Below are 26,491 nucleotides of genomic sequence, written 5' to 3'. Positions count from 1 at the left end.
TAACGTAAAGACCTGCGGCTGGTGAAGTATCAGTAACAAAATTAAGTAGCTGATTATTTGCACTATTAAAAGTTTTGCCTTAATCCAACTTGGATGTTTAAATTGAAAGTCAGTGTCAATCTGTAATGTAAGATCTGCCTGGCCTTGAACAGAAGTTACTATACTACCTGGACCTGAGATAAAGGCGATTCTATTATCACCAGTAGGAGGAAAAAGTGATGTTAGCCTGAAAAATCAAAGTACTAGCTAAATCGTTAAAATTAAAGCTGTTAAAATAGTAAGTATTCCCTGGTGCTTCTCCTGGTCCTGGAACAAAAGGAGGAACCGTTGCAAGTGCTTGTGCATTTGTAACTGGTGTACCTGTTAAAGTGATGTTTATAGCGTTAGGGACATCTACAACGCGCCCGACATTTTCTTTAGTAAGATCAACAGGTATAACCGGTCCAAGAGTTATGTTATTTGGCACAGTCATTCCTGCGAAAGCAGGAATCCAGTAATCTTTAATGTCATCCCGCAACTTGATTGCGGGACCTCAGGACACAGTCTGTTATACAAGATCGGGGTCAAGTCACAGTATGACAGCAAAAAAGACTGGATTCCCGCTTCCACGGGCATGAACATAAGGGCCATACAACAAAGCCACAGGACTGACACAATGAAGCTTAGAACCTAACAAAACCACTTTTTCTAGGTAAAATCTATAAATTTTTACATAAACAAATTGATTTGCTACGAATAATAGAGTATATAATATAGGCATAATTAATGATCGGGGCGTAGCGCAGCCTGGTAGCGCATCTGGTTTGGGACCAGAGGGTCGGGAGTTCGAATCTCTCCGCCCCGACCATAAAAACATAAATTATAATGTCAAAAGACGACCTCATTCAGTTTACAGGTACAGTACTTGAACTTTTACCTAATGCTACTTTCAGAGTAAAGCTTGAGAATGATCATGTAATTATTGCTCATACTTCCGGTAGGATGCGTAAAATCGTATCAGAATATTACTAGGAGACAAAGTGATGGTAGAAATGACTCCTTATGATTTAACTAAGGGTCGTGTGATTCATCGTCACTAGTCTTTATAAGTATGAAGCAGAACAGAAAAAACCTACCGATTATATTAGCATCAAGATCTCCTGCAAGAATTGAGTTACTAAACAGAATCAAGATTATCCCTTCACAAATTATTCCGGCAGATATAGACGAAACACCTAATTTGCGTGAATTACCCGCTCCCTTAGCCATGAGACTTGCTTACGAAAAAGCTATAAAAATTGCATCTCAAATAGAGGAATCAGCTATAATTATAGCTGCCGATACCGTAGCGGCAGTAGGTAGAAGAATATTGCCGAAAGCTACTACTTATGAAGAAGTCAAGAATTGTATTAAGATGTTATCCGGGCGTCGTCATCGTGTCTATACCGGTTTATGTATTATCAAAAAAGAGAATGATCAGCTTACAGTTAGACAAAAAATAGTTCAGACTATTGTTAAGTTCAAAAAATTAAGTGAGGAAGAGGTTAATTTTTATTGTTCTTTGGATGAGGGCATAGATAAAGCAGGCGGATGTAAAATTTCCGGTTATGCAGAAGCTTTTATCTCATTTATTTCCGGCTCATATTCAAATGTTATGGGATTACCTTTATTTGAAACAGTAAATGCTCTAACTTCTTTAGGTTTTAGATGTTCAAGTGTCATGCCGGCAAAAATGAATTATTGTCATTCCGCGACTTGATCACAGAATCTAGTTAAAAATACTAAAATTATTAATATAATAATTTGTTTTTCTAGACCCCGTGGTCAAGCCACGGGGTGGCATTAAATGTTTTTGGATTCCTGCGATCCACGCACATAAATTACCTAACTACTTAATTCCCAGGCTCATCCAAATGACTTCTCTCATAATTTTCATGACGCTCTTGAGCTTCAATACATAATGCAGCAATAGGTCGTGCTTCTAATCTTTTTATACCTATTGGGTCGCCTGTTTCTTCACAGTAACCATATTCCCCATTTTTAATACGTGATAATGCTTCTTCTATTTTACTCATTAATTTACAATATCTATTTCTACTACGAAGCTCAAAAGCTCTTTCTGTTTCATGAGTAGCACAATCGTTAAGATCGGATTCTTTTAAATTTTCTTCCTTTAAATTATTTAAAGTCTCTTGAGATTCCTTTAATAAATCCTCTTTCCATCTTAAAAGTTTTTGTCTAAAATATTCTAGGTGATTAGGACACATATATTCTTCATCTTGAGAAGGTTTATATCCCATAGGTAATTTAGGTATTTCTAGCATATTAATATCTCAATATTAACTTTAATATATTTTTAATATATTATGTTTATAAGGTTTTTAAAATAATATATAACTTAAAATTAATGCAAGAAGATTATGAATATTAATATATTTTATTTTTTAATTGGATATGCGGTAGTATAGACAGCTTCTAAATGTTTTATACTTGTTTTAGTATAGTTTTGTGTAGTAGATAGACTTTTATGACCTAATAGCTCTTGAAGAGAGCGTAAATCTGCACCATGCTCAAGCAAATGTGAAGCAAAACTATGTCTAAATGAATGAGCAGTTAAATGCTGCGGTAAACCATAAAAATGCTTTAATTTAATTAATTCACGATTAAATACCGGTGGCTGTAATTTCTTACCCTGCTTTCCTCTAAATATGGGTTCATTATCACCTAACTTATATGGCAATATTCTAAATATTGGGTAATTAAATTTTTAGCAATCGGTAACCACGGAATTATTCTTTCTTTACTACCTTTACCTATTATTCTTATAAATTCTAGATTTTGTAGATGAAGTTTCGTAATTGATAATGCTTCCGATATACGTAGACCTGAAGCATATATAAGGACAAGTAGGGCTTTATTTCTAAGTTCTACCCACTTAACATTCCCGTATTCTTCAATATGTTCAAGTGATATTACTACATCATCTTCCGATAAAGCTTTTGGTAACAATTTAGTCTTTTTAGGAGATTTTATAGAAAAAATTATATGACTATTTAATTGTGTTGTTTTCTCTAAAAACCTATAAAAATTTTTTACTGCAGATAAACCACGTGAAATTGAAGAAGCGGTAAAATTATCACAGTTACGTTTTGCAAGCCAACTTCGGATTAATCTTATATCTGCGGTTTTAATATGATTTATCGTTACAAGCTCTGAATTATAATAGTTCATAAACTCAAGAAAATGCTTAAGGTCATTATTATAAGAAATTGCTGTATGATTAGAGTAATTTCTTTGCAAAACGAGGTATTTTTGCCACTTATTTATTAATGCTTGAATTGATGTATCTAACATTTATAAAAACTTAACTATTTTTAATATTATTCTTAATGCTAACAATTATTGACTCATAATTTTATAAATGTTAGCATGAATTGAGGGTTTATGTTTACATATACGTAACCTATAAAACATAAAAAATTTTTTAGGAGAATGAATAATGTGAAATAATACACAATTTTTAGATTTAATGAAATCCTATATGAATCCAGAATTTGTTCTATGAAAAATATCCCTAGTGTAGATCTTGCATCTATCACAAATACAATGCAAAGAGCTATGAATATTCTTTTAATAACTAACCAAATTGCTACAGAAAGCATGCAATCTTTGCTTAAGAAAAATTCCGAAATTATACAAAATAATGTTAATACTATTTTGAATACTACTAAAGAAGCAGCAACTTCTAAAGATTTCAAACAAGCTAGTGAATGTCATCAAAAATGTTTAAAATCTATTTATATCTTTTAGCTACTAGATGCATGCTTTCGCGGGAATGAGATAGTGGAATTTCCTCTCAGTTGCTCGCCTTTCTGTTTAACCAATTTTGTAAATAAGATTCTACTAGCTCCTGATCTTCTATAATAATTACATTTTCAGCATTACGTTTATCGGCAGCGGCCGTGAAATTAAACGAACCGGTTATTACCTTCTTTTTATCAATAATTATAACTTTATTATGAGCGATTCCTGGTACTTTATCTATACCTACATCAATTTTTGCTCGTTGTAATTCATGTAATTTAGAAAATTTTTGCTTTAAATTACTACGATCAAGCAATATTCTAACCTTTACTCCTCGCGCTTGTGCATTAATAAGTGCAGTAGTAATTAACGCATCGCTCATACCGTATGCCTGCATATAAATAGATTCTTCAGCTTTATCTATCTGATTGGCTATAAACTTAGTACAACCGGCAGGCGGAGTAAAACATGTACTAACTTTACTTCTTGAAAGCTCTGAAATATTGTAATGCTTTATTTGCAGAGTAGATAAAGCTAATGATTTTTGACTTATTAGATTAGTAAAATAATCCGGATTCTGTCCATAAATACCTAAAGCCATTCCCAAGATAAAGGCAATAGATATTTCTATAAATTTATTATTTTTTCTCTTCATGACTTATTTATATTTTAGGCGTTGCATAGATCGGCTTTTCCGTCATTGCGAGGAAAATTACAAAGTAATTGATGAAGCAATCTCATGAGATTGCCACGCAGCCTATGGCTGCTCGCAATGACGATTTAGTATCCCCACAAACAACACCTACTTCCTTACGTAATTTCCTGGAGCTTCTTCAATAGCCTCTAGATTCTGATAATCTAAAGAATCTACTAGCTTATTATCATTATTTTTTATAAGCCAATAATTCCACCATGAGCCTTTATATTCCGTAGCTTTCATAAGCCACTCATGACTACTTAAACTTAAGTCGTCATTAAACCGATATTTATATTTAGCACTAGCGGGAGGGTTAACTACACCTGCTACATGCCCTGAATCCGTGAAACAAAAAATCTTATGTCCGTTTAATAATTTTACTCCATCATATATTGAACGCCATGGAGCTATATGATCTTCTTTTGCGGCTACGAAAAAAGAGTTACAATCAACTTTTCCAAGAGCTATTTTTGTTCCGAGTACCTCTTTATTAGACTCTTTTAGCCAGTTATTGCAATATGTATTTTGTAAATATTCCTAATACATTTTTGCCGGCAAGTTAGTAGGATCCGCATTCCAATATAGCAAATCAAAAGGCATTGTTTTTTACCGAGTAAGTAATTATTGACAAAAAACGTCCAAATTAAATCATTAGCCCTTAGTAAACTAAAGCTATTTGATAAATATTACCCATCAAAATAGCCTTTTAGTTTTATATCTTCCTTAATGTAGTTAATCGTAGCTTCATTAAAAAATATTCCAAGCTCGCCTGGATTAGTATAATCAAGCAAAGTAGTAAAGAAAGTAACACTATTAATATAAACAGTAGACGAAGTTTAATTTGGAAAAGAGCAAGGCGTTTCATATTTTTGGACCGCATCGTACACTAGTACGTGAGGATCAAAAAATATGAAACAACGACGCCAATTTTTCAAATTAAACGAGTATACCTTATATCTTTAAACTATTCCACATACTATTAACCTTGTCGATAACTTCCTGACTCATTTCTATTTTTTTACCCCATTTTCTATTTGTCTCAGGGTATATTTTATCGGTTGCATCTATTCCCATTTTACTACCAAGGCCTGACTCAGGAGATGCAAAATCCAAATAATCTATCGGGGAATTATCTATAAAGCTCGTATCACGCCTTGGGTCGCTTCTTGTTGCTATTGCCCAAATTACTTCTTGCCAATTACGAACATCAATATCGTCATCTACAACTATAACAAACTTACTATACATAAAGTGCCGTAAGTAAGACCAAATCCCAAGCATTATTCTTTTAGCATGACCGGGATAGGATTTTTTAATCGATACTACCGCAACTCTATATGAACAACCTTCAGGTGGAAGCCAAAAATCGACTATTTCCGGAAATTGTTGCTGCAATATAGGAATAAAAATTTCATTTAATGCTTCACCTAAGATTGATGGCTCATCAGGCGGTGCTCCTGTATAGGTGCTTAAATATACTGGATTTTTCTTCATCGTTATTGCGGTAACCGTAAATACAGGAAATTCCTCAACATCATTATAATATCCGGTGTGATCCCCAAAAGGACCTTCAGGTAAATACTCCTCTAAACTTACATAGCCTTCCAGCACTATTTCACTATGTGCAGGTACTTTGAGGTCAATAGTTTTGCATTGTACCAACTCTACTTTTTTATTACCGAGTAAACCAGCAAAATTATACTCCGAGATATTCTCAGGTATCGGCATAACTGCTGCCAAAGTTACCGCTGGATTTGCCCCGATAACGATAGCAGTAGGAAAAGGTTCTTTTTTTGCTTCTTTCCAACGTTTATGATGCTCTGCTCCGCCCCGTAACTTTAACCAACGCATCAATAGCTTATTTTCTGAAATAACCTGCATTCTATATATGCCAAGGTTGTAATTATCGATTTTATCTTTTGTTGGACCTCTAGTAAATACTATACCCCAAGTAATTAAAGGCGAAATATCATCCGGCCAACATCTTTGGATCGGCAATATATTGATATTCGGTTTGTCAATGACGATTTCATGACAAGCTGCTTTTGATACGGTTTTAGGAGACATAGCAAATATACGCTTAGCAAGCGGTAACATTGACAATGTGTCTTTAAAAGATGCAGGAGGTTGCGGCTGTTTAAGGAATGCTAGTAAAACGCCAAGTTCTCTTAATTCTTTGGGTGACTTAAGTTTAAGCCCCATACAAATACGATTTATACTAGCATAAAGATTAGTTAGAACAGGTATGTCGGACTTAATGCCGTCGACTTTTATAACATTTTCAAAAAGTAATGCAGGTCCGCCTTGTGCTAATACTCTTCTACTAATTTCAGTAATTTCTAAGTTAGTTTTAACCTCAAGAGCAATACGCTTTAACTCACCGTTTTTTTCTAAAAATTTTAAAAACTCCGGTAAATCTTTAAAGCTCATAGTTTTTTTGTTTATAATGTGCGGCTTATTTTATCGTCATTGCGAGCAGCCATAGGCTGCGTGGCAATCTCATTAAAGATCCTGAGATTGCTTAGTCAATTACTTCGTAATTTCCTCGCAATGACGATACGGTATGACCTGATGGATTTTCGCTACTTACTAAAATTAGCTTTTACCTGCATATCATTCTGAATGATTGTGTAGTTAATTAGCTCGTCAATTACAGAATTTTTAATATTATATATTATATTTTTTTCTGAATTGACATGAATATTTTTAGCTGTTAATTCATCGACACTGCTAGATTTAATATGTGCAAAATATACTTCATCACCTACTTGAAATACAGGCGTATTACTTCCTATTGTAGTATTAAAAATTGATAATAATATTTCAGGAGTTAGTGTTAGATCATTTTCCATCTCGGATCTAATATAGCTTTTTTTGCTTATTTTTATTCCGGTAGCTTTAAGCTCTTTTATGTTCTCTTGATCTGAATTATATTCCTTTGCTAAATCCTTGATAATTTTTAAGTTTACATCTGCAATATTCCGCTTTATCCAAGCTTTATTTACCTGCTCTTTAATAGCATCAAATTCAGGTATTTTTGCCGGCTGAATAGATTTTAATTCCACCAATATAAGATAGCTTTTATCCTCTGTTTCTATAGGATAAGATAATTCACCTTCCGAAAGCTCAAAAATACTATCGGCATTTTCAGCAATTATTTTATCTTCAATAAGCTCTGCATAACTGATATAGTTAACGTTTTGTATCGGTAGCTTATATTTTTCGGCAATTTCAACTAAGCTAGAACCGGCTGCCGTCTCATCTTCCAGCTTTTTAGCAAACTCCATATTAAGTATGTCGATTTTTTGAGCCTTTAATAAATCATGTAATTGTTTTTGTACCGCTTCAAAACTTTGATCACCGAATTCATCTTTATTTTCATTATAAAATTCTAACAACTCATCTTGAGTAACTGAGACTTTTAAATCCTTAATATTAGCTTTAATATAAGAAAAGCTGCGTTTCTCAGGTACCTCAAACGCGGTTTTATTATCTTGGTAAAAATCCTTTAATTGCTGACCGGTAGGAGTAGGGATTTGGAAATCTTTCGGTTTATTTTGTAAATCTATTTGTATTAATTCTACTTCTCTTTTTTCAGCCATATAATCTACTATATTGTCAGTCATAACTTTAGGAACATAGAAACTTTCTATAAAAGTACCAACAAAAATATTTTTTAGAGCTTTTTCTTTGAAGTTTAATAAATATTTTTCTTCATCCATATAAGAATTTCTAAAATAAGTTTTAAAAATTTTTATATTGAAAACACCTTGCTCATTTTTAAAAACCGGTGATTCTTTAACTAAAATTTTAACTGTATCATCACTGAGATCTAAGTCATAATAACTCACTAAATAATCTAAGACATTATCGTAAACAAGCCTTTTTAGGATTCGGTTATCAATATTTAACTGTGCTATTTCTTCATCCGTTAAACTTGTTCCCGTTTGCTTACTTATAGAATTAATTTCTAAAGATTTTGCTCTCAAAAAATCTTCCTGGGAGATATTTTTCACATGAGAAAAAGTAACAATATCGCCGCTTCTTCTTCCATTTAATACATCTTTAATACCAAAGCCGACAAAAGCAAAAGCTATCATTGCGAATAAAACCCGCATTATAAAACTATCGGCAGTTTTTCTAATATTATCTAACATAATTTTTTATTTAAGTTTTTATCGTCATTGCAAGGAAATTACGAAGTAAGTGACGAAGCAATCTCAGGATATTTGACGAGATTGCCACGTCGCTTCGCTCCTCGCAATGACGTTTCTCAAGACTACATTATAAAGCAAAAAAGCCTATATAGTCAAACTATATAGGCTTTTTTTATGATTATAGAACGGTTAATTAAAAATTAACACGAACTTTTACACTACCTTGCTGAGTGAAATACTTACTTCCGATATTGGTATCGTAGTTAATCCCGTATTCCATCATTTTATGCTTAGCAGTAACACCGACACCGACATCAAAACTTGTTTTGCTTTGCTTAAAGCTGTTGGTTGGGAGAGGAGCAGTCATACCTTGTAATCTTGCATCAATCGCCGAAACTTTATTCTTGAATGCATAATCGACCATTGCGTAAAGCTCAGGTGTTAGCACTATTTCATTGACATTGATATTACTTGATACTTTAGCACCGAGTAAACCGTCGAAAGTATTATAGTTCTTGCCTTTAACGGTAAGATTTTGGTAAGTAGTACCGGTTTCCTTATAGCCCTTATCTTTGATAGTCGAATATCTAAGCCCAGCTAGCGGTGTTAAGTTAATGTTCTCAGGCATCATATAGGTATAACCAGCCATTAACTGACCTGTATAGCCTTCGGATTTATACTTACCGTTTGCAGTTTGATAACCGACAGTCTCTAGTGCCGTTGCAATAACACGTCTTGATTTGCTTATTATCTTATTATCTGAGTAAGATGCTATAGCTTCAACGAAGAGATTTTCATAAGGTACATTATATAAACCGTATAAAGAATAGATGTTGCTCTCTACCTTATTCTTATCGCCCGTTTTATTATTTTTTAGCTTAATGTCAGTATCGGATCTTGTATATGCAAGTCCGAGTGCTAGATCATCGCTAACGAAGCCGTCAAAACCTATAGTGCCACCAGTTGTATCAGACTTATAACCACTTATATTGTTACACATCTTCTGCTTTGCATTACCGACAAACGGGCTTATCCACGCACCAAACTTAGCATCCATATCTTCATCACCGGAAGAAACAGGACCTTTATTCGCTACTTGTACTTTATCCATTCTAGCATTTAGAGCAGTTATATTACTTGATATATTACTCGCTACAACTTGATTATTAACGGCAGCTATAGTATCGCTAGGTTTTACAACATCTTGTATGAGATGAGTTGTAGCATCTGCTTCCTGTAGCGGTGTCATTAGACCAAAGTTATTGAAAGCTTGACGTGCATCTGAACCATTGGGAGCATCCTCCATTAACTCAAGCGATTTCTTTATATTTGCAGCATTTGGGATATTTGCAAGCGGTCCACCCGGTGCAAAATCTTCATCTATAATATCTGCAGCTATATCCTCTGCAAATAACGTTAAAGTCGATGCATCAAAAGTAAAGTCAACAAAACGGTTGTCATTATTAATAGTTATTTTAACATTCTCTTTAGGAGTAGGCTTTAAATCACCTGCTGTTTCTGCAGATATTACCGTATATTTTGTATCTGGGCTTATATTATTCATGTCGAAATTAGTAGCAGTAACAACAAGTGCTAAAGTTGAAACCCCTGATAAATCAAGAGTACTACCTGATTTAATTAAGATATTACCACCTGACTTAGCTGCTCCATCAAAAGTAGTATTTAAGGTTAGTGTATCGGTAAAGCTACCGGTGCCAGTATATGTTACGTGATTTGCACCTAAAGTAATTGTAGTACCGCTACCTGTTATATTACTATTAAAGGCTAGGCTATTGCCGAAATTAATAGTAGCACTGTTAGCTACAAAGCTGGTAGCTGTTACATTTTTAGCAAAACTAGTGATAGAACCTTTGGCTAAAGTAACCGCACCTGTATTAGTGAATGTATTGGCAAAACTTGTAGTACCGCCAAGTGTCGCTGTACCTTTTGCGTTAACACTGCTTGCAAAACTTGTAGCACCTGCCGTTGTGATATCACCAACCGAATTAGCCGCAGTCCCTACAACACCTTTAACACTACCGCCATTCGTGAAGTTTAGCTTCAGAGCCTGACCACCGGTTTTATTTATGCTGCCTGTTAAGTTAAAGTTTGCAGGTAATGTTAAAGTATTTGTGCCTGTACCTTGGATTTCGCCGATTTTAACGTTACCGCCTTTGGCAATAGTTACATTTCCTGCACCTACTTTTAACATAGCAATCCCGTTTACTCTATTAAGATTACTTGCACCTAAAACTATTAACGTACCGTTACCGCCGGTATTTTGGACTGCTCCCGTAACACTTACATTGTTATTTAATGTTACCGTACCGTTTTTTGCATTAAAATCTAAGAAACCACCAATATGACCGGTTTGAGTTAATTGAACAGCATCATTAAATAAAACTACATTTGCCTTAGTAGCTCCAAGTTCTAATTTACCTGTAATATCAAGCTCTATATTTGTTGTATTAAAAGTGGTACCTGCCGCGCTGCAATCTCCCGCTCCTTTGAAAACTATAGTTTGTAACTTATGAGCTCCACCAAACGTCTTGCCTCCGGCTATCGTTAATTTTTTTCCTGCAGTTACAGAATTTAATATTACTACACCCTCATTGTCATTATCAGGGTCTATATTCGCACCTAGTGTGATCGTACGGTCGTTTCCTGAACTATTTTGTAATATTAATTGAGCATCCGCATGTGCAAATTGAATATTTCCTGCCGGTATATTTAAATTACCATTATTTGCATCAATCGTATAAGTAGCATCGTTTATTTGTATAATACCAGCATTAAATGCTGTACTACTAGTAAAATCTGCATTATTTTCAATACGCACGTTCTGTATACCTTCTAAATTTACATCGTCAGTTATTGTAACGGCATTATAAATAAATAAAGTGTTAAATTTATTACCGCCTCCATCACCGATATTTCTAGCGGCACCTGCTACATTACTCCCAATATTCAGGCCATTAACCCCACCATCAAAGACTACATTACCTTCATCAGCACCGGGAGCTACTAAATCAGCTGCTAATAATATATTTTTTGCTCCGACTCCGGTTAAGTTAGAAAGTACTAAAGCAGAATCTAGAGCTCCAAAATTAATATTTTGAGCATTTAATATAGTAACATCACCAGCACTTGCATCAATTGCAAAAAGATTACCGGCTCCAATATTGATTTCTGCAACTGTTCCTATAGTTGAATGATATGCCGTAAGTGACTTTGTATTAACATTTAATATAGCGTTATTGCCGTTTGCTATAGCTCCTTTAAAATAATAAGGGATTGTGTTACCACCACCATCAAGAGGTCCGTTAAACTCTAAAGTACTCCTGGCTCCAAAATCTATATTATTCGCAGCTAGGCTTCCTCCAGCTTTTAATGTTATTCCTGCTCCTACATTTATCGTGGCTAATGCATTTGTATTACCTATATTCCCACTTACTTGACTTAATGCACCATTTAAATTTAAGACACCTACATTATCACCACCTGTGGTGTTATCAATCTCACCTGTTAATACTGCATTTGCATTTGTAAGGGTTAATACCGACGCAGCATCTGTTAATTTAGTCGTAGTAGCTTTAATAACCGCTCCCCCTAACGTGGCTGTACCTGCTCCTACATTTATCGTGGCTAATGCATTTGTATTACCTATATTCCCACTTACTTGACTTAATGCACCATTTAAATTTAAGACACCTACATTATCACCGCCTGTGGTGTTATCAATCTCACCTGTTAATACTGCATTTGCATTTGTAAGGGTTAATACCGACGCAGCATCTGTTAATTTAGTCGTAGTAGCTTTAATAACCGCTCCCCCTAACGTGGCTGTACCTGCTCCTACACTTATCGTGGCTAATGCATTTGTATTACCTATATTCCCACTTACTTGACTTAATGCACCATTTAAATTTAAGACACCTACATTATCACCGCCTGTGGTGTTATCAATCTCACCTGTTAATACTGCATTTGCATTTGTAAGGGTTAATACCGACGCAGCATCTGTTAATTTAGTCGTAGTAGCTTTAATAACCGCTCCCCCTAACGTGGCTGTACCTGCTCCTACATTTATCGTGGCTAATGCATTTGTATTACCTATATTGCCAGTTACTGTACTATTACCGGTAAACGTTGCTATACCATTATTTGCATTACCGGTATTATCTAGCGCTCCGGTCACCACTACAGGATTCGTAAATGTCACTGCTGACGCATTATCCGTTAAGTTTATTGCATTCGCTTTTACCACTCCGCCTTGTACTTGTAGCAAACCTGCTCCTACATTCACTGTTGCTAATGCTGCCGTATTACCTATATTGCCAGTTACTGTACTATTACCGGTAAACGTTGCTATACCATTATTTGCATTACCGGTATTATCTAGCGCTCCGGTCACCACTACAGGATTCGTAAATGTCACTGCTGACGCATTATCCGTTAAGTTTATTGCATTCGCTTTTACCACTCCGCCTTGTACTTGTAGCAAACCTGCTCCTACATTCACTGTTGCTAATGCTGCCGTATTACCTATATTGCCAGTTACTGTACTATTACCGGTAAACGTTGCTATACCATTATTTGCATTACCGGTATTATCTAGCGCTCCGGTCACCACTACAGGATTCGTAAATGTCACTGCTGACGCAGCATCTGTTAATTTAGTCGTAGTAGCTTTAATAACCGCTCCCCCTAACGTGGCTGTACCTGCTCCTACACTTATCGTGGCTAATGCATTTGTATTACCTATATTCCCACTTACTTGACTTAATGCACCATTTAAATTTAAGACACCTACATTATCACCGCCTGTGGTGTTATCAATCTCACCTGTTAATACTGCATTTGCATTTGTAAGGGTTAATACCGACGCAGCATCTGTTAATTTAGTCGTAGTAGCTTTAATAACCGCTCCCCCTAACGTGGCTGTACCTGCTCCTACACTTATCGTGGCTAATGCATTTGTATTACCTATATTCCCACTTACTTGACTTAATGCACCATTTAAATTTAAGACACCTACATTATCACCGCCTGTGGTGTTATCAATCTCACCTGTTAATACTGCATTTGCATTTGTAAGGGTTAATACCGACGCAGCATCTGTTAATTTAGTCGTAGTAGCTTTAATAACCGCTCCCCCTAATGTGGCTGTACCTGCTCCTACATTTATCGTGGCTAATGCATTTGTATTACCTATTGTTCCGTTAATGGCAGCATCTGTCTTGACAGTTATTATACCTCCTCCATCTATATTTCCTGCAAGTGTTATCTTTGCCGGGGTTGCAGATTGTATAATTAGTTCAGCATTCACTCCCCCTAAAGTTATATTTCCTAAACCTGTATAATTATCGGCAGGAGCATCAAAACCATGATTTGCAGCAACAGCATTATTACCATTTAAAGTGAAGCTTTTGCCGGCAGTAATAGTAACAGGCAACAAGTTACCTCCCGTTATAATCGAACCAACGACGGTATTTTGAGCAATATTTAGACCTACGGGAGTAGTACCCGCAACATTTATAGCCTTAATAATACAATCGACTACATCTGCAGTGATAGTATAATCACCACCGTAAGTAAATGCCCAATTGTTTTGAGGACCGCCAGCAGGATTACCATTAGCTACCCCTCTAGCCGTTATCTCATTCCAATTATTGGCAGCAACATCATTACTAAATGCTGCATCATTATTAGTAGCAATAACACCTGCAGCAACACCGAGTGCCCCACTACTACTCAGCATTATCGCTGCGGTTGAGGTGGTGAATAAAGCGGCTTTAAGACCTTGTTGTATTGCTTTTTGAAATAATTTTGGAGAAATATTTGCCATATGTAAACCTTAATAAAAATTAAATCACTTAAAAAGTGTTATAATTCTAACGCAACTTTTTTAATATGTCTATTATAATTAATAATTTTAGGATGATATTGTTATGTATAGATTATATGTCATTCCGTAGCGGCGTTGGCCTTGTTGCATGGCTCTTATGTCATTCCTGCTTTCGCAGGAATGACATAAGAGCCATGCAACAACACCTACAGCTACGTAGCACATGACGAAAAAATACCCTACCTCTCAGGCAATAATATCTCTCTTTTACCTGTATGATTCGGTGGTGAGACTATTCCCTCTTTCTCCATCTTCTCAACTAAATTGGCAGCTTTGTTATAGCCAATTCTAAGCGACCTTTGGATATAGCTAATGGAAGATTTGCGTTCGTAACGCACTATCTGCACAGCTTTTTTGTAAAGCACTTCATCAGAGGTACCGTCACCGATATCAATGCTACTATCGTCCTCTTCAGGTTGCTCGGTAACGGCAGAGATATATTCAGGCGTACCGCTCTCTTTCAAATATTCCGTAATTTGCTCAATTTCGGCTTCATTAACAAACGGTCCGTGTACCCTACTTATCTTGGAAGTACTCCCCATAAATAACATATCACCCATACCGAGTAACTGCTCGGAGCCTTGCTCTCCTAAAATCGTTCGGCTATCGATTTTAGAGGTAACTTTAAAACTAATACGACTTGGAAAATTGGCTTTAATGACACCAGTAATAACGTCTACAGAAGGTCTTTGCGTTGCCATAATAATATGGATGCCTGCCGCTCTTGCCATCTGAGCAAGCCTTTGAATCAGCATTTCAATATCCTTACCGGCAACTAGCATTAAATCAGCCATCTCATCAACAATAACCACTATGTAAGGCAGTTTTTCCATGTTCATTGTAATGGTTTCGTAAATAGGCTTACCTGTTTCAGGGTCAAAACCAGTTTGAATCGAACGCTCAATTACTCTCTTCTCTTTAACCGCTTCTAAGATTTTTGCATTATAACCTGCGATATTCTTAACACCGATATTGCTCATCATTCTATAACGGTTTTCCATTTCCTTAACTGCCCATTTAAGAGCAACTACCGCTTTAGAAGGCTCGGTTACCACGGGAGTTAGCAAATGCGGTATTCCATCATAAGCCGATAATTCAAGCATTTTCGGATCAATCATGATAAAGCGACATTCTTCGGGAGTATAGCGGTATAAGAGCGACACAATCATTGCATTAATACCGACGGATTTACCTGAGCCAGTGGTTCCTGCTACTAATAAATGAGGCATTTTAGCAAGATCGGCAATCAGCGGCTTACCTGCTAAATCTTTACCCAAGACTAACGGCAATAAAGTTGATTTGTCTTGGTATTCTGGGGTCTCTATAAGTTCTTTTAAGCAAAAGAATTCACGCTGCTTATTAGGAAGCTCAATACCAAGTACGTTTTTGCCGGGTATGACTGCTATCCTTGTTGATAAAGCAGATAGTGAGCGTGCTATATCGTCAGATAATCCTACTACCCTTGATGTTTTCGTGCCTGCTGCCGGCTCAAATTCATATTGAGTTACCACCGGTCCTTGATTGATATTAATTATCTGCCCTTTAACTCCAAAATCATTCAGTACGGTTAATAACTCTTCAGCCTTTTGTTTAAGCTCTGAGGAAGAAGCTCCTTTTACATGATGGTTTTCAGGATCACGTAATAACGAAATAGGCGGCAATTCTGCTATTTCGCTTTGAGATATTTTAGGACTAACAGGTTTGCTAAAGAATTTTATAGGATTTGCAGGTACGGATCTCGCTTCTTCAGGAAATTTTACTTTTTCACTTACAGGCTTTTGGTAAGAAGAAGTTATATTTATCTTATCATTGTTTTTAGTAGGGAATAATCTTATCGACGACAATCCTGAAAATACATTATGTAAAAAAGATTGTATCCGATAGATTAAAAATTTACCTAGCTTAATAATAAAATTACTTAAAGAAGTAAATTTAATTTCAAATAAAACAACTAATATAATAAAGGTAAAAAATATTAATAATAAGTATAGTTGATTTGTAAATCGCTCAAAAAAATTAGAAGCTATTATTCCGATAGCTCCACCTGCATTTGCCGGTATGAATTCTAGCTTAATCTTAGATAATAATGTGCTACTGCTAACGAGAGCAAGCAACATTACAAACATACGGATAAATGAGCCGCGATATCTCCCATACCAACAATTTCTCCCCCAAACAAAGCAAGCAAGCGGTATGATAAAAGCAGCCAACCCAAAAAATTGATATAAACAATCCGATAAATAAGAGCCAAAAATTCCGACTAAATTACTATGGTAATCTGTTGTGACCGAGTTAAACGACGGATCGTCTATATTATATGACGTGAGAACAGTAACAATCCCAAGCCCGATTATCCCTAAGATAACCGCTTGTACCTTATTGTTTGAAAGAATTTTATTTATGTAATATAGCATAGTTTTAAATATTAAGCTAAATTATGAGTTTTATATCTTTTTCTACAATACTCTATAGGCTTTTCAATAAAGAAATAATTATTACTGTTATAAAAGTAACCAACGTATTAAGAAATATCCCATTATCAGCCCAATATGAAATAGCAGGTAATATATTATACAAGACAATTAAATGACAACAATATATTGAGTAAGAGAGTAAAGCAATTAATTTGTCTAACTTATTATCTTTGGTTAAGTCAAATATTTTTCCTAAAGATAGAGCAAATAAACAATAAAAAAGTAATTTTTTTAGTTGAGGCTCTATTGGGATAAACGGAAAAGTAATAATTATTAATATAATATATAAATAGAGTAATTGACTAAGCCAAGACTTTTTTTCGTTTATTTCTTGATTAGAATAAATATAAAATGCTTGACTACCAATTAAGAAAACTGCAAGTTCAGAAGGAAAGAATCTATAAGACCAAGAATCTCCTATAAATCCATTAAACTAAGAATAATTCATGGAAGATTACACAATTGCCTTAAAAAAGAAAATTTTTGCTGCAAGAAGAAAGTAACTAAAATACAAAAGATATAAGTAGAAGCCTTAAATATCTACGTTTCCAAAATTTTATTTTGCTTGTATAATTGCTCTGAATCATAGCCATATAAAAGCCGGAAATCATGAAAAAAGATTGTACTGCAATTGTTGTACCTATAAATTTAAGCAATGGATGAGGAGTTGAATGTGCAGCCATAACAGAAAGAGCAAATAATAAATAACCTAACTACACCCATTATGTTAAATAATAATTATATTAGCAATTATATAATATCCAAAACCTACATCAAGTAACATAACAGCACTTCTCAATAATAGGATAAGTTATTTACATTAAAAGAGCCATTTTGTATTATGAAAAATATATTTTTTTTTGAGGGAAAGGTAACCAAAATTCATGACCATAAAAATCCACACGGGAAAAGATTTCATAAAGATGCGGGCAGCAGGAAAATTAGCTGCAGAGACGCTCGATTTTATTACTGATCACGTAAAACCGAATGTCACTACTAATAGTTTAAATGGCCTTTGTCATAATTTTATTACTTCTCATAATGCCGTTCCTGCACCGTTAAATTACAAAGGCTTTCCGAAATCAATTTGTACTTCTATAAATCATGTGGTTTGTCATGGCATTCCAAACGATAAACCGTTAAAAAACGGTGATATAGTAAATATTGATGTTACGGTAATTTTAGACGGTTGGTACGGTGATACTAGCCGTATGTATTATGTCGGTGACGTAGCAATTAAGCCAAAGCGTCTTATTCAAGTAACTTATGATGCAATGATGAAAGGGATTGAAGTAGTTAGACCCGGTGCTAAACTCGGTGATATCGGACATGCTATTCAAAGCTATGCCGAGAAACATAATTATTCTGTGGTTAGAGATTATACGGGTCACGGTATCGGAAGAGTTTTTCATGACGAACCATCAATATTAAATTACGGTCGCAGCGGCACGGGTCTAACGTTAGAAGAAGGGATGTTTTTCACCGTTGAACCTATGATAAATGCCGGTAATTATGACACTATATTAAGTAAACTAGATGGATGGACAGTTACTACACGTGATAAATCATTATCGGCTCAATTTGAGCATACTATAGGCGTGACTAAAGACGGTTTTGAAATATTTACGTTATCACCTAAAAAACTTGATTATCCTCCATACTAAACTGTAGGATAAAAATTGATTTTGTTGTATGGCTATCTATGTCATTCCCGCGGGACATTGTTGCGTGGATCAAAAAACGCACTCGGTGTCATCCCGTGTCTTGACCACAGGATCCAAAAAGCATTAAAAAAGACTAGATCCCGTGATCAAGTTAGCTAGGATGACATTAAAGATTACTGGATTCCTGCTTTTAGCTAGGAATGACATCAGCAACATTTTACTTATTTATAATTTGAATAAACATAAAGAATGTTAGAAAATAATTTGTTAGAATTTAGTAATGATGAAATAGATACGCATCATTATATAGGTCACCGTAAAAGAGTAAAAGAACGCTTCGTTGCCGCTGGAGCAGAACATTTTTCTGATTACGAATTACTTGAAGTAATGTTATTTTCGGCTATCCCTCGTAAAGACATAAAACCTCTTGCTAAAAAATTACTTGATCATTTTGATATTACGGATTTAATTAACCTTGATAAGGAAAGGCTACTTAGTATTAAAGGCACCAATGAAAATTTATATATCAATTTTGCTCTACTTGAGCTAATAAATTAGAGTATTGAAACAAAAAATAATAAATAAAAATATTAGTGCTTCTTGGAGTTCTTGGATTGATTATTTAACAGTTAATATGAGCAATATGCGACTCGAGCAATTGCGTATATTATTTTTGAATAAGAAAAATATTTTAATTGCTGATGAGGTTTTAAGTCAAGGAACTATAGACCAAGCTGCGGTATATCCACGTGAGATAATTAAACGAGCTTTATTTAACGAGAAGCAAGCAGCCTTATACTTGTGCATCATCATCCAAGCGGTAGCCCTGAACCTTCAAAAGTCAACATTCATATGACAAATAAGATAGTAGAGAAATGCCAAACCGTAAATATTATAGTTTTAAATCTAATATGTTCCTATGAATATAAATAGCTACAGCACATTATTTATTTTTTCTTTTATATCCACCGCTATATTAACATATATATTAACTAAATATCTTCCTACTATCGGTTTAGTTGATATACCAAGTAACCGTCGTTCTCATGATAAGATAACACCGCGCGGCGGCGGTCTTGCTATTGTAGTTGTTGTAATGATTGCTTTGAGCGGGTTTGAATATATAATGAGTAATAACTTTGTTAATTCAATAAAAATATTACCGTTATTATTGGCAATTGCTTCGATTTCCTTTTTAGATGACTTAAAAGCCGTACCTATTCTAATTCGTTTAATAGTTCACTTAATTTGTGCAGCTTTTGCTATTTTTCTTTTTTCGCAGCTAAACTCTGTACATATACTAATATATTCTATTTTAGTTATAGCTTTAAGCGGTTTTATTAATATATATAATTTTATGGACGGTATAGACGGTATGAGTTGTGTGGAATCTATCCATCTATCTAGCACTATGCTTATATTATGTTTTTTACAATTTCCGACTATTAATAATCCATATTTTATAGCTAGTGTAAATGTTATTATTCTTGGTTGTTCTTGTGGTTTTTTAATATTTAATTGGCATCCGGCAAAAATATTTTTAGGAGACGTGGGAAGTATTAGTTTTGGATTCTTAACGGGTCTTTGTTTGCTCCTGCTGGCTCTTACAAGCACTAATTTATTTATAGCTTGTGCTATTGCTAGCTTATATTACATCACTGATGCAGTGCTAACCATATTAATTCGGCTACTCAATAAAGAAAAAATTTGGCAGCCTCATTTAAAGCATTTTTTTCAAAAAGCAGTACAAAAAGGTAAATCTCATAAACAAGTAGTATCGATTATAGCAGTTTGTAATATATTTTTAATGATCATATCGGTTACATCTTTACATTTTCCCGTAATATCTATAATGCTTGCTTTAGCCGTCATAACTTTAACAGTGCAGAGTTTATTAAAATGAAGCTCATTAAAGAGGATATCGATAAAATAGTTAGACGTATATTTGCTAAACAACATCCATTGCTGCCTGAAATCATGATTAACTGGAATAAAATAGTCGGATTTAACTTCAGCACTAAAGCATTACCTTTAAAAATCACCACCTATACTTATAAAAAACAAAAGATTAATACGCTGTTTATACAAGCTGAAGATAATGCTACTGCAGCAGAATTACCTTATTATCAAGATATTATTCTAGAACGTATTAAAATTTATTTAGGCTTTGCAGCAATACATAAAATGAACGTAACGTTTTATAAAGGCAAAAAGAGTCTTTAGATTAAGAGTTTGTTGGCATGAATATCAATGCCATCTCTACTATAACTCCGCAAACTTGTAGGTGTTGTTGCCTGGCTCAGTTTATGTCATTCCCGCTTCCGCGGGAATGATATCGTACGGGCTTTTCGAACCATACAACAACTCCGCAGCCGTAGGATCTAGGAAAAATAATAAAAATGCTGTAAATCAGAATTTTTGACTGGATTGCTTCGTCAATTACTTCGTAATTTTCCTCGCAATGACGAAAAAGCTGAATCATGCGATAATACCTTGCAGTCGCTTAGCTCATGATGTCTCAGTATCCACGTAGGCAATACCAAGACATACAAACAAAAAAAGGAGTCTTTATTAAAGACTCCTTTTTCGTATTAATAGCTTGTAAAAAGATTTAAGACTAATTACATATCAAATCTTAATCCTGCCATTAAGTTATGACCTTTATAATGGGTTCCGCCAAATTTAACTTTATCCCCGTCAATAGTTTTGGTGGTATTTTTTGTTTTACCGTAATCTCTCCAGCTATAAACTAGTTCAGCTTTTACACCTTGTGTAACTTCAAATGAAGTTCCTAAAGATAATTGATAAGCAAAGTTAGTTTTGTTTTTAGTAGTACCGTTGAAAGTGTCAGTTACACCATTTTTAATATCTTTAGAGTTAATTTTTTCCTTTACAAAAGCAGCACCAACACCTGCACCTGCAAATACTTTAAACATGCTTAAATCGACGAAATCAACATAACCGTTAAGTAATAAACTTACAATAGTAGGTTTATTTTTTACTGAGAAAGAATTACCGTCTGGATAAGTTTTTGATTTCTTTAAATGACTACTTGCTACCGTTCCAATTGTTAAATCGGTTCTTAGATTATCCATGATATAGTAACCCGCACCGATCTCACCTGTAAATCCTGTATTAGACTTTATATGAGACTTTAACTTAAAATCTGCTCCTTTAGGTTTTGTTTTGTTAAAAATCACACCGCCGGCATTAAGTTTTAAATACCATTGATTTTCCACAGATGATGACATCGATGAATTAGTAGATGAATCTACAGAAGAATTCATATCGCAATCAGCAAATGAAAGACCAGAAGTTAAAAGCGCTGTGCTTGCAGCTGCTATTAAAAGTAATTTTTTCATATTGTTAAATTTTTCCTTTAAATTTTATTAGTTGTTAGTAAAAACGATATTAGATAATAATTTTACAATTTTTACCTAAATTCGATAAAAAACAGCTTTAAGTGACATTTCTGAGTTGTCATCTAATTTCACTCTGTGGCTTAACCACCGGGATCCAGTTTTTTTTGTATTTCTAGATACCGTGGTTAAGCCACGATATGCTATTAGGTTATTACCTAAAACTATTAATATATTCTTGTTCATTATATATCCAATCTTATACCGGCTGTTAAGTTATGGCTTTGATAACGCATACCACCGGTTGGTACACTTGTTCCTTGATAAATTACATTCTTACTTTTTGTTCTACCATCATCTATCCAGCTATAAGCTAGTTCTACTTTAACACCGTCGGCAATTTGTGCAGAAGTACCTAAAGTTAACTTGTAAGAAATATTAGTTCTGTTTTTAGTGTTAGATGAAAGACCGGTTATCCCATTATATGTAATTTTTTCTTTAACTAATGCAGGACCAACACCGGCACCAGCAAAAACATCGAACATATCAAAATTAGTTAAATCTACATAACCGTTAATAAGTAAACGTGTAATAGTAGGTTTATGGCTTGCTGAAACATTAGTACCGGTAAAAGGTGCATTAGTCGCAGCTCCGGATTTCTTTAACTTACCACCGATTATAGTACCTAAAGTTAAATCGGCTCTAAAGTTTTCGGAAATATAATAACCGATACCTAAATCAACTGGAACAGTTGTATTAGATTTTAATTTAACACCGGTTGCCTTATCCTTTTCTTCATTAAACATTGCTGCACCGGTATCTATTCTTAAATACCACTCATGATCCATGCCCTCAGCAAATGATACGCTAGAAGATAAAATTGTTGCACTTGTAGCAGCTATTAAAAGTAATTTTTTCATGATTAGCACCTCAAATTAAATAATTAAACATTATCTTAATGGCATATATAACATATTATATTTTTTAGTTCTATATTTAATTGGCAACTAGATTCATAATAATAAAGCTTTTATTAAGTTTTGTGATAAAATAAACACATATAGTTAATTCATGTTATTTTAGGTTCTGTGAAGATTTCTAATTGATTTGTTATTTTGAGATATTTTTAAGCGAAAATTAATAAGAGTTTTGAAGGAATAGTTAATCCTATTTCAAAAAAATCTTATTAATTTTCGCTTAAAAATATCTCAAAATAACAAATCAATTAGAAATCTTCACAGAACCTATGTATTTATTAAACTTATCTTTCTCATCTTTAAATTTATCGGCATCAGGCAAAGCAGGTTTTTTTTTGGTAATATTTTTCCATCCTTTATTTTCTATAAAATCTTTTGCACGTTCTACCCATTCTATTAACCCCGGTGATTCAGGTTTAATAGCACCTATAGGACAATCAGGAACACAAACGCCGCAATCTATACATTCATCGGGATTAATGACTAACATAAAATCATCTTCCCTTTCACCTTCATAAAAACAATCTACAGGGCATACTTCAACACAATCGGTATATTTACATTTTACACATTCATCGGTTACAACATAAGTCATTTTATTATCTGTTTTTGATTTTGTCGATTAATATAGAAGTTCTTAAAAGTAATACTAATAAAAAATATAATATAAAACTAATAAACATGATAATTAAAGGCTTTAGCATTGAAGAGTGAATAGTTGGACTCCCTAGCCTTAACACACTAGCAGGCTGATGCAGACTATACCAAATATTTACCGAGAATTTTACTATCGGTATGTTCATCAGTCCGATAAGAGCAATAATAGAAGAAGGATTTTGTGCCTTTCTTATATTATCCGCACTATTCACTATAATAATATAACTTAAATATAATAAAAATAATATGAGCATGGAGGTAAGTCTTGCATCCCAAACCCACCATGTCCCCCATATAGGTTTTCCCCATAAAGAACCTGTTACTAAACTAATCAAAGTAAAAGTAGCCCCAACGTAACTAGAAGCTACAGCTAGCAAATAGCTAATAGTAGTTTTCCATACTAAACAGCTAAAGCTGCATGCTGCCATGAAAACATAAACACCAAGAGCCATCCAAGAGGCAGGGACATGAACATACATAATGCGTACAAAATCACCTTGCTGATAATCTACCGGCGAAACTATGAGGGCTAAATAAAGACCTATAATCATCATTACGCAAGTAGATATAGCTAATATAGGTATTATAACCTTTGATAATTTATTAAAATAATAGGGGGTTAATAGTTTTAGCATGTTTTCTTACTTCTTTATGTCATTCTTGCAATCCTCTATGTCATTCTGTGGCTAGAAATAACAGTTCTTATCCTCTTAAAAAACTCTTTCATTAATAGCCCCGAATCTTCGGCAAGAATTCCGCTATATATTTCCGGTCTATGAAAACAAGCACTACTGTTAAAATATCGCAAATTACTTTCGACTGCTCCGTGCTTGGAATCAGAAGCCCCATAAAATAAACGTTTTAACCTGCTATGAGCTATAGCTGCCGCACACATAGCACAAGGTTCTAAAGTAACGTAAAGATCATAATCATTTAAATTTTTAGAAGATATAAGATTACATGCTTCATTAATAGCAATAATTTCAGCATGATAAAGAGCGTTATTTTTTTCTTCCGTATTGTTATGGGTACTAGCAATAATTTTCTGATTTAACCTATCTACAATTACCGCTCCGACCGGGACTTCCTTTTTATCAAAAGCAATCTTGGCTTGTTTTAAAGCTTGCTCCATGAAAAAATTATTAAAATTAGCTTCTTTATCTAACAATATATTCACGGTAATTTACGTGTTCTTCGATTCCAAAAGGATCTTGGTGGATAATTATTTCAGCCTCCGGAAATTCCTGCAATATTTCAAAGGCAATCTCATCGCTAATTTTATGAGCATTATAAAGCGACATATTGCCGTCCATTTCCAGATGGCACTGGATAAAAGCTTTTTGACCGGCATATCTAGTTTTCATTTCGTGCATACCTTTTGCCCCTAAATGGTTATTAACTATCGAGATAATTTTTTGTCTATCTTGTTCGGGTAATTCATGATCTACTAAATTTTTAAATGCCTTTTTAAATAAAGAATAAGAAGAGTGAAATATATATAACGAAATAACTACACCAAATAATGGGTCAACAAACCAAAAATAATCACTTAAATTTATAGAGATAATTACTATAACATTAGTTAGTAAGTCTGTGAAATAATGAAGCTTATCGGCTTTTACTATTTCCGATCCTGTTTTTTTAATTACATAAGTTTGGTAAAGCACTAAAATAATTGTTAAGAATATACATACATACATTACAGTAGTACCGTCGCTAATATTCTCCGGTTTTGTTTTTTCAAATAAAGATTTAACCGAAGAAAAGCCTACAAAAAAAGCTGAAGCAAAGAAAAATATCGATTGAGAAAAAATTGTTAAATCCTGCATTTTTTCATACCCGAATCGATGATGATGATCCGGCGGTTGCAGGGCAAATCTTAAAGCTATTAGATTAATAAAGGAAGAAGTTATATCAAGCATTGAATCAATTAAAGAAGCAAGGATTGATTGCGAATCGGTAACAACCCAAGCATATAATTTTATACTTAAAATAATTAATGCCGTAGTAACCGATAAATAAGATGCCGATTTTATTAACCGATTACGGCTATTAGTATCCATGACAAATCTTTCCAATTTATTTGTAGTTTAACAAAGAAAATATAAAATTCAATTATAATGAGGTTCTGTGAACAAAATTAAAAATAATATTTTAAAATACAAATAATTTAAATTTTGTTTACAGAATCTAGTTTTAGCTTTACAAAATTCTAAAAACCATATACTGATTAATTTATATATTAATAGAGAGAATTATATGAAACTATTATCTAAAATTATGATTATAGCTCTTGCAACTTCTATGTTACAAGCCTGTAACGGTCCGGGCGGTATGAATAAACAAGGTACAGGAACACTTCTTGGCGGTGCTGGCGGCGCATTACTTGGTTCTCAATTCGGTAAGGGCACAGGACAGCTTGTGGGAGTAGGTGTAGGTGCATTACTTGGAGCAGTTCTTGGTGGACAAATCGGTGCAGGTATGGATGAGCAGGATAGAAGACTTGCAGAGCTTACCTCACAGAGAGCTTTAGAAACAGCTCCTAGTGGTAGTAACGTAGAATGGCGTAATCCGGATAACGGCAATTACGGTTACGTAACACCTAATAAAACTTATAGAAATAGCACTGGTCAATATTGCCGTGAGTACACTCAAACAGTTGTAATAGGCGGAAAACAACAAAAAGCATACGGTAATGCATGCCGCCAACCTGACGGACAATGGCAAGTTGTGAATTGATAGACAAAACGTCATTGTGAAGAAAATTACAAAGTAATTGCCGAAGCAATCTCAGGAATTTTATTATTTCATGAGA

The 26,491-nt window shown here is 34.2% G+C and carries 21 protein-coding genes, 1 tRNA gene and 3 pseudogenes; 10 read left to right on the top strand and 15 right to left on the bottom strand.

Features of this window, described 5'->3' with window-relative positions:
• Positions 1-196: 196 nt before the first annotated feature.
• Positions 197-466 carry a hypothetical protein gene (locus RAT170B_RS11540; protein WP_261368706.1) on the bottom strand — a complete coding sequence of 90 codons (270 nt, stop codon included), beginning with the start codon at positions 464-466 and terminating at the stop codon, positions 197-199.
• 304 nt (positions 467-770) lie between these two features.
• On the opposite strand from RAT170B_RS11540, the gene RAT170B_RS04600 reads away from it, so the two are divergent.
• From RAT170B_RS04600 to RAT170B_RS04590, 3 genes and pseudogenes are all read left to right on the top strand, one after another.
• Positions 771-847, top strand: a tRNA-Pro gene (locus RAT170B_RS04600).
• A 17-nt stretch (positions 848-864) separates the two neighbouring features.
• Positions 865-1,079: pseudogene (infA, locus tag RAT170B_RS04595) on the top strand (translation initiation factor IF-1).
• Between the two features lie 11 nt (positions 1,080-1,090).
• Positions 1,091-1,738 carry a Maf family protein gene (locus tag RAT170B_RS04590; protein WP_014014841.1) on the top strand — a complete coding sequence of 216 codons (648 nt, stop codon included), beginning with the start codon at positions 1,091-1,093 and terminating at the stop codon, positions 1,736-1,738.
• A gap of 133 nt (positions 1,739-1,871) precedes the next feature.
• Here RAT170B_RS04590 and dksA read toward each other — a convergent pair whose 3' ends face one another.
• Both dksA and RAT170B_RS04580 read right to left on the bottom strand, forming a co-directional pair.
• On the bottom strand, positions 1,872-2,303 hold the full coding sequence (dksA, locus tag RAT170B_RS04585) for an RNA polymerase-binding protein DksA (RefSeq protein ID WP_045805712.1): 432 nt from the start codon (positions 2,301-2,303) through the stop codon (positions 1,872-1,874).
• Between the two features lie 113 nt (positions 2,304-2,416).
• A pseudogene (locus RAT170B_RS04580) lies at positions 2,417-3,333 on the bottom strand (tyrosine recombinase XerC).
• A gap of 207 nt (positions 3,334-3,540) precedes the next feature.
• Here RAT170B_RS04580 and RAT170B_RS04575 point away from each other — a divergent pair.
• Positions 3,541-3,789, top strand: a complete 249-nt coding sequence (locus RAT170B_RS04575; protein ID WP_014419962.1) for a phasin family protein — start codon at positions 3,541-3,543, stop codon at positions 3,787-3,789.
• Positions 3,790-3,835: 46 nt separating this feature from the next.
• Here RAT170B_RS04575 and pld read toward each other — a convergent pair whose 3' ends face one another.
• From pld to RAT170B_RS04545, 6 genes are all read right to left on the bottom strand, one after another.
• Positions 3,836-4,438, bottom strand: coding sequence for a phospholipase D (gene pld / locus RAT170B_RS04570; protein WP_045805710.1), 603 nt, complete (start codon positions 4,436-4,438; stop codon positions 3,836-3,838).
• A 147-nt stretch (positions 4,439-4,585) separates the two neighbouring features.
• Positions 4,586-4,723, bottom strand: a complete 138-nt coding sequence (locus tag RAT170B_RS10810; RefSeq protein WP_024704383.1) for a hypothetical protein — start codon at positions 4,721-4,723, stop codon at positions 4,586-4,588.
• A 708-nt stretch (positions 4,724-5,431) separates the two neighbouring features.
• Entirely contained in the window at positions 5,432-6,910 is a 1,479-nt protein-coding gene (locus RAT170B_RS04560; RefSeq protein WP_014014847.1) for a UbiD family decarboxylase, read from the bottom strand.
• A 152-nt stretch (positions 6,911-7,062) separates the two neighbouring features.
• Positions 7,063-8,637 carry a SurA N-terminal domain-containing protein gene (locus RAT170B_RS04555; RefSeq protein ID WP_014014848.1) on the bottom strand — a complete coding sequence of 525 codons (1,575 nt, stop codon included), beginning with the start codon at positions 8,635-8,637 and terminating at the stop codon, positions 7,063-7,065.
• A 193-nt stretch (positions 8,638-8,830) separates the two neighbouring features.
• The gene (locus RAT170B_RS04550) at positions 8,831-14,485 is read right to left on the bottom strand and encodes an autotransporter outer membrane beta-barrel domain-containing protein (RefSeq protein ID WP_045805709.1); all 5,655 of its coding nucleotides are present in this window, start codon (positions 14,483-14,485) and stop codon (positions 8,831-8,833) included.
• A 239-nt stretch (positions 14,486-14,724) separates the two neighbouring features.
• On the bottom strand, positions 14,725-16,959 hold the full coding sequence (locus RAT170B_RS04545) for a DNA translocase FtsK (protein WP_045805708.1): 2,235 nt from the start codon (positions 16,957-16,959) through the stop codon (positions 14,725-14,727).
• Positions 16,960-17,903: 944 nt separating this feature from the next.
• Here RAT170B_RS04545 and map point away from each other — a divergent pair.
• The 5 genes and pseudogenes from map (at position 17,904) to RAT170B_RS04515 (ending at position 20,906) form a co-directional block, all read left to right on the top strand.
• Positions 17,904-18,683, top strand: a complete 780-nt coding sequence (gene map, locus RAT170B_RS04535) for a type I methionyl aminopeptidase (RefSeq protein WP_010977838.1) — start codon at positions 17,904-17,906, stop codon at positions 18,681-18,683.
• 249 nt (positions 18,684-18,932) lie between these two features.
• Positions 18,933-19,241, top strand: coding sequence for a UPF0758 domain-containing protein (locus RAT170B_RS04530; RefSeq protein WP_014014852.1), 309 nt, complete (start codon positions 18,933-18,935; stop codon positions 19,239-19,241).
• Between the two features lie 4 nt (positions 19,242-19,245).
• A pseudogene (locus RAT170B_RS04525) lies at positions 19,246-19,616 on the top strand (JAB domain-containing protein).
• Positions 19,603-20,586, top strand: coding sequence for an MraY family glycosyltransferase (locus tag RAT170B_RS04520; protein ID WP_045805707.1), 984 nt, complete (start codon positions 19,603-19,605; stop codon positions 20,584-20,586). Before RAT170B_RS04525 ends, RAT170B_RS04520 begins: the two are co-directional and overlap by 14 nt.
• Positions 20,583-20,906, top strand: a complete 324-nt coding sequence (locus RAT170B_RS04515; protein ID WP_014014855.1) for a DUF721 domain-containing protein — start codon at positions 20,583-20,585, stop codon at positions 20,904-20,906. Before RAT170B_RS04520 ends, RAT170B_RS04515 begins: the two co-directional genes overlap by 4 nt.
• A 398-nt stretch (positions 20,907-21,304) precedes the next feature.
• Here the strand turns inward: RAT170B_RS04515 and RAT170B_RS04510 are convergent, their stop codons facing one another.
• The 6 genes from RAT170B_RS04510 to RAT170B_RS04485 all read right to left on the bottom strand — a co-directional run bounded on the left by RAT170B_RS04510 (position 21,305) and on the right by RAT170B_RS04485 (position 25,739).
• On the bottom strand, positions 21,305-22,045 hold the full coding sequence (locus RAT170B_RS04510; protein WP_045805706.1) for an outer membrane protein: 741 nt from the start codon (positions 22,043-22,045) through the stop codon (positions 21,305-21,307).
• 242 nt (positions 22,046-22,287) lie between these two features.
• Positions 22,288-22,962: an outer membrane beta-barrel protein gene (locus RAT170B_RS04505; protein WP_014014857.1), complete on the bottom strand. Its 675-nt coding sequence runs from the start codon at positions 22,960-22,962 to the stop codon at positions 22,288-22,290.
• Positions 22,963-23,263: 301 nt separating this feature from the next.
• Positions 23,264-23,614, bottom strand: a complete 351-nt coding sequence (locus tag RAT170B_RS04500) for a ferredoxin family protein (protein WP_014014858.1) — start codon at positions 23,612-23,614, stop codon at positions 23,264-23,266.
• A gap of 4 nt (positions 23,615-23,618) precedes the next feature.
• A complete protein-coding gene (locus RAT170B_RS04495) occupies positions 23,619-24,311 on the bottom strand; it encodes a heme ABC transporter permease (RefSeq protein WP_014014859.1) in 693 nt (230 codons plus the stop codon).
• A gap of 35 nt (positions 24,312-24,346) precedes the next feature.
• A complete protein-coding gene (locus RAT170B_RS04490) occupies positions 24,347-24,853 on the bottom strand; it encodes a nucleoside deaminase (protein ID WP_045805705.1) in 507 nt (168 codons plus the stop codon).
• Positions 24,834-25,739, bottom strand: coding sequence for a cation diffusion facilitator family transporter (locus tag RAT170B_RS04485; RefSeq protein ID WP_014014861.1), 906 nt, complete (start codon positions 25,737-25,739; stop codon positions 24,834-24,836). The genes RAT170B_RS04490 and RAT170B_RS04485 overlap by 20 nt, the downstream gene beginning before the upstream one ends.
• A 196-nt stretch (positions 25,740-25,935) precedes the next feature.
• On the opposite strand from RAT170B_RS04485, the gene RAT170B_RS04480 reads away from it, so the two are divergent.
• Positions 25,936-26,415 (top strand): RT0821/Lpp0805 family surface protein, encoded by a 480-nt coding sequence (locus tag RAT170B_RS04480; protein WP_014121135.1) that lies wholly within the window; start codon positions 25,936-25,938, stop codon positions 26,413-26,415.
• The last annotated feature ends 76 nt before the right edge of the window (positions 26,416-26,491 follow it).

Source organism: Rickettsia argasii T170-B (assembly GCF_000965185.1).
Lineage (GTDB): Bacteria > Pseudomonadota > Alphaproteobacteria > Rickettsiales > Rickettsiaceae > Rickettsia > Rickettsia rickettsii.
Note: the sequence above shows the minus strand (reverse complement) of the source record. Positions and strands in the feature narration are given on the sequence as shown.